This is a genomic window from Streptomyces sp. NPDC037288 (assembly GCF_055603265.1).
Genome location: NZ_JBVJVY010000073.1, coordinates 13,335 through 18,159, shown reverse-complemented (window position 1 = coordinate 18,159; position 4,825 = coordinate 13,335). Strand labels below are relative to the sequence as shown.

Genomic DNA, 4,825 nt, shown 5'->3' with positions numbered 1-4,825 from the left:
GCCACCCTTTTTCCCGCCATGACGCTTTTCCGGTCTTCGTTGCGCTCCCCGCTCAACTTGCTGGCTTCGCAGCAAGTTGACGCCCCTTCCGCTTCGCTCCAGGGGCGAACGGCCCGCTGTGCGGCCGGGGCCGGGCTTCGCCCGGCCCCGGCCTCTGCTGCGCTCCAGCCACCCCCGCACTCCCTGAGGTTGGCGCGCCACGCTCCGCGCGGCGCGCTGGCTGGCAGCAAGGGTCTGCCGGAGGGCTCTTCGGGGGCTCAGAAAGTGATGCCTGGTCATGTGACCCGCTTGGATTGTTTGACGATAGGTCAGTTCTGGAAGGTGGATGCATCAAAAGTGTCTGCTGCTAGACTCTGGAATTATTGTAACCCAACGGATGGGTGGTCATTGGTCGTGAATGACACCGTGTATCTGCGTGAGTGGGGTGAGGATATGGCTCGGCTCGCGAAAGCATTCTCGGCCGGCTTCCAGGCTGCCCAGCGTTACCCACCTGGAGAGCACGAGGTGCGCCTCGTCTCCGCCGAGGAAGGTGCGGCCGCTGTCGCACTGCTCGTTCACGCAGGGGCGGCCGAGGTACTCCAGGAGTACTACGCCCAGCTCGGCTCTGTCGTCCTGCCTGATCTCGGCAGTGGCATCTGGATCGATGACGCCTCCTCACTCGTGTCCCAGACGGAGGTCGGCAACTACCCCAAGAAACTTGCTGGGGCCATTCATGACGCCGTGACAGTGTTCGGCACGGATGGCGGAGGAGGCATGTACGCGGTCAGTCACACCAGCGGCGGGATCTATCACCTCACGCTCGGCGCCCTCACCGGCGATACATACGAGCTCGACGCCGGCGGCTACCGCTGCACAGCCACCGACCTCCGGGGCTTCCTCTAGCAGCTGCGCACCGACCTCACCGGAGCCGTGCTGGCGCAGCAGGCTGCGCACCCGCGACGGGGACGACAATAATCTGCAGGAGAGAGGACGCTTCGGTGGAAAAGAAAACTCTCCGTCCCCACCAGAGAGAAGCAGTCGACGCCATTGTCAAGGCGCTCGAATTCTCTGCAAGATCTCTTGTGCCTGAGCGCGGGCTCCGGACTCAGGTGATCATGGCCACCGGATCCGGCAAGACCCTCGTCGCCGTGCGCAGCGCGGAGGAGCTGCAGGCGGGTCGTGTGCTGGTGCTCGTGCCTTCGCTGGACCTGCTCGTGCAGACCGAGGCCGCCTGGCGCGAGGGCGGGCGTAGCGGGCCGATGATCGGGGTCTCGTCCCTGCGCGGGCCGGAGGCGTCCTTCCCGAACACCACGGACGTGGACGAGCTGGTCGCCTGGGTCCGCCCGTTCGACAAGATCACCGTGTTCGTCACCTACGCCTCCCTCGGACTCGGCACACTCGAGCGAGCCCATGCTGCAGGTCTGCCGGGATGGGACCTGATCGTCGTGGACGAGGCGCACCGGACTTCCGGGCGGATCGGGAAGCCGTGGGCGGTCGTCCACGACAACACCCGCATCCCATCCCTGCGACGGCTGTACATGACCGCCACTCCGAGGTTGTGGCAGCTGGACGAGGACTTCGTGCAGGGCGCGCCGGGCGAGCTGGTGGCCTCGATGGAGGACGACCCGAACGGCCCGTTCGGCAGCAGGTGTTTCACCCTGACGTTGTCGGAGGCGATCGACAGGGGAATCTGTGCGCCGTACCAGGTAGTGTGCGTGGACATCACCGACACGCAGCTCCAGGCCGCCATACTGCTCGGTGCCGAGGGACGGTCGGACCAGGTGCGCGGGGCGCGGCTCGCCGCCCTGCAGACGGCGCTGGTGAAGGCGGCCTCGGAGGAAGGCTTCCGCCGCACCCTCACCTTCCACCACATGGTCAAGGAAGCCGAGGCGTTCGCGGCTGGCCTTCCCGACATCGCCACGCAGCTGCACGGCGCGGCCCCGGAGCTGTACCCCAAGACGATCTGGGCCGACTGGCTGTGCGGCGACCACAAGCCAAACCACCGGCGGCGGGTCCTCGGGGAGTTCGCCGACGGCATCGCCACCGACGGCACCGTCGTCGAGAAGACCTTTCTGAGCAGCGTTCGAATTCTCGGCGAGGGCGTCGACACCCGACGCTGCGACTCCGTCTACTTCGCCGACGTACGCGGCTCCATGCCCGACCTCGTCCAAGCCGTCGGCCGCGCCCTGCGCATCCAGCCCGGCGAGGGCAAGGTCGCCTCGCTAGTGGTGCCGGTCCTGCTCGGGCCCGGTGAGACGGCCGACAACATGCTCACCAGCAGGGCGTACGGCGGCCTCGCCAGACTTCTGGAGGCGCTCAGGGCGCATGATGCCCGCATCGTGGAGCAGCTCGCCGAGCCCCAGGCCCAGAGCCGCGTCAGAGGCGTTCAGAGCCGTAGCGGGGTGGAGGAAGACGAAGGAGCCGGGAGCGACCGAAGCGACCGACTGTCCGTGCCGGCCCGGCAGCTGCTGAAGTTCTCCACTCCGCGCGATCCCGCGCAACTGGCGGCGTTCATCAACCTGCGCGTCATCAACCCCGAACACGCCCACTGGCGGCGCGGCATGGAGGCAGCGGTCATCTACAACCGGCTGCACGGCGACCTGCGCGTGCCGTTCACCTACCGCGTGCCCGACAGCGACGACCAAGAAGCGCAGACCGAGGGGTGGCCGGCTACGCTCGCCGGTTTTCCACTGGGGCAATGGATCGCCGACGCCAGACGCTTCTACGCCCGCGGGAACGTGGACGAAGACCGCATCGAGCAGCTGGAGAAGCTCGGCATGATCTGGTCTCACTACGACGTCGCGTGGGAAGAGGGCCTGGTTGCCGCGCGTGGGTGGGCGGCTGAGGTGGGCCACCTCCTGGCGCCCCTTGACGCCACATACAAGGGGTACCGGGTAGGGATCTTTCTGAAGAATGCGCGGGCCGCCGCCCGGAGGGCTGCCGAGATCGAGCAGCGTCGTGCCGAGGGCCTGCGAGTCGAATCGTCGGCCGGCGCGCTCTCGGACGAGCGGCGCGAGCAACTGGAGGACATTGATCCGTCCTGGTGCCCGGCCTGGCCGGTGGAGTGGCAGCGCGCCTTCCACCTCACCCGGCAGCACCTGCAGACCGGCGGCGAGCTGCCCATGACGCCGGGTGTCGTCGTGCACCAGGGCGAGGACCTGGGGCGGTGGGTGCGGTCGGTCCGGTACGGCTGGGACAAGCACACAGGCGTCCAGCAGTGGATGTGCGAACACATCCTCGGCATCGAGCCCGCGGCCGAGGAGGAGAAACCGAAGCCGCGCCGGAGCCAGGCCGACAAATGGGCGATGAACTACGCCGCCGCCAAGCAGTACTACGAACGCGAGGGCCACTTGAAGGTCCCGCGAAAGCACATCGAGATCATCATCATCGACGGCGAGGACGCCGACCGCGGCAGTGACGGGGCGGAAGAACACCACCTACGACTAGGGGCATGGGTCAGCAACCAGCGGAGCAGGGCCGGGGCGCTCTCGCCAGAGCGGGTGGAACAGCTCTCCGCCATCGGCATGCGATGGACATAAACGCACGGCCGGGACGTCTGCAGTGCGTGGCTGTTGGACAGCTTCAGGAACTCGATCGTCGCCATGCTCGCCCCGGCCGCGCCTCGTCCAGGCGCACGGTGCCGGTCCCCTCTGCCGGGACGCTCGTCCGGCCGCGCCCGCGGGCATGTCATCCGGCCGTGCCTCGCCCAGGAGCACTCTGGCCGACTATTCACCGTCAGCGCCACTGTGGTGCCGCCCATCCTGCCGTCCGGCGGGACGTGCCCGCCAGAGTGCGGTCGAGGGCCGCGGTGCGCTCCCTGGTCAACGCCTGCTCGGGGGCGCCGTCTCACCCGGCACCCCCGCCTCCTCGCCGTCTGTTTGCGGACCGTCGCCTGGCGAAGCTGTCCGACGAGGAGTTCGTCAAGGGCTCCGCAAACGAGGCCGCAGCATCACCGCGCTCGTCCTGGGCGTGGTCGTCGCCGCCTACGCGCCGGGCGTGGACCCCACCGAGGACATACGCGCCGTGCTCGGCAAGCAGTCGCCTCTGCTGCCCCGGCGTCGACCGCACAAGGCGCTGGGGCAGCTGGGGGGACGCTGGTCGACCGGGACGTGTCGTGCCCAAGTCAGGTATCTCGCTGTCGTGAAAAAAGCTCTGTCAGGACTGTTGAGACGGGCTCGGCGAGCATGCGCTTCAGGGGAGGGGCGCGGGCTTGGCCGGAAGGCCTCCTACGGCGGTCAGGAGGGAATTCCGTTCGAACATGATGCCTATCTTGGATCATGTGACTGATTTTCTGGGTGGGTCGAGGGCGCTCCGGTCGGCATGGTGCGCTCTTTCGGCGGTGCCGTTGCGGGTCTCGGTGTGAACGGCGGCGCGGTGCGTGGATGCCGGACTCGTGTGCCGCGTGTGCGGAACGGGGCGTTGGAGCGGGCGCCTGGACGGCGGGTCCGCGGCCGTGGTGTGCATCGGTGAGGACGGGACGGGCGGTCCGGGATGGGCGCGGACCGCGGCGCGGTCCAGGGCGAGGGTCTTCCTCGCCGTGGGCATGCGGTTGTCCGTGCTGCTGGTGCGGGCTTCGGCCGTGGTGGTGAGGCCGCCCCGGTGGACGGGGCGAGGGCCGCGGCCGGCAGGGGGCGGTGAGGCAGGGCGCCGTCGATCTGGCGCCGGGTTCACCAGCGGGGTGGGTGCGTTGGCGCTGGGCCGGCTCGGGGGGAGAGAAGGAGGAAACGGCCGGAGGGGGGGGGGGGGGGGGGGGGGGGGGGGGCCCCCCCCCCCTCTTCCCCAACGCGGGTCCGCGCTCTTGCCGGATCCCTCCCTTTCTCACCCCCGCCCCCGCACGCCCCCCCCC

The 4,825-nt window shown here is 68.9% G+C and carries 2 protein-coding genes; both read left to right on the top strand.

The window, feature by feature from the left end:
* The first annotated feature begins 393 nt into the window (after positions 1–393).
* Complete coding sequence (locus ACZ7GZ_RS39385) at positions 394–882, top strand: hypothetical protein (RefSeq protein WP_471032127.1); 489 nt, start codon at positions 394–396, stop codon at positions 880–882.
* A 95-nt stretch (positions 883–977) separates the two neighbouring features.
* Positions 978–3,518, top strand: a complete 2,541-nt coding sequence (locus ACZ7GZ_RS39380; protein ID WP_471032125.1) for a helicase associated domain-containing protein — start codon at positions 978–980, stop codon at positions 3,516–3,518.
* Positions 3,519–4,825: the final 1,307 nt, after the last annotated feature.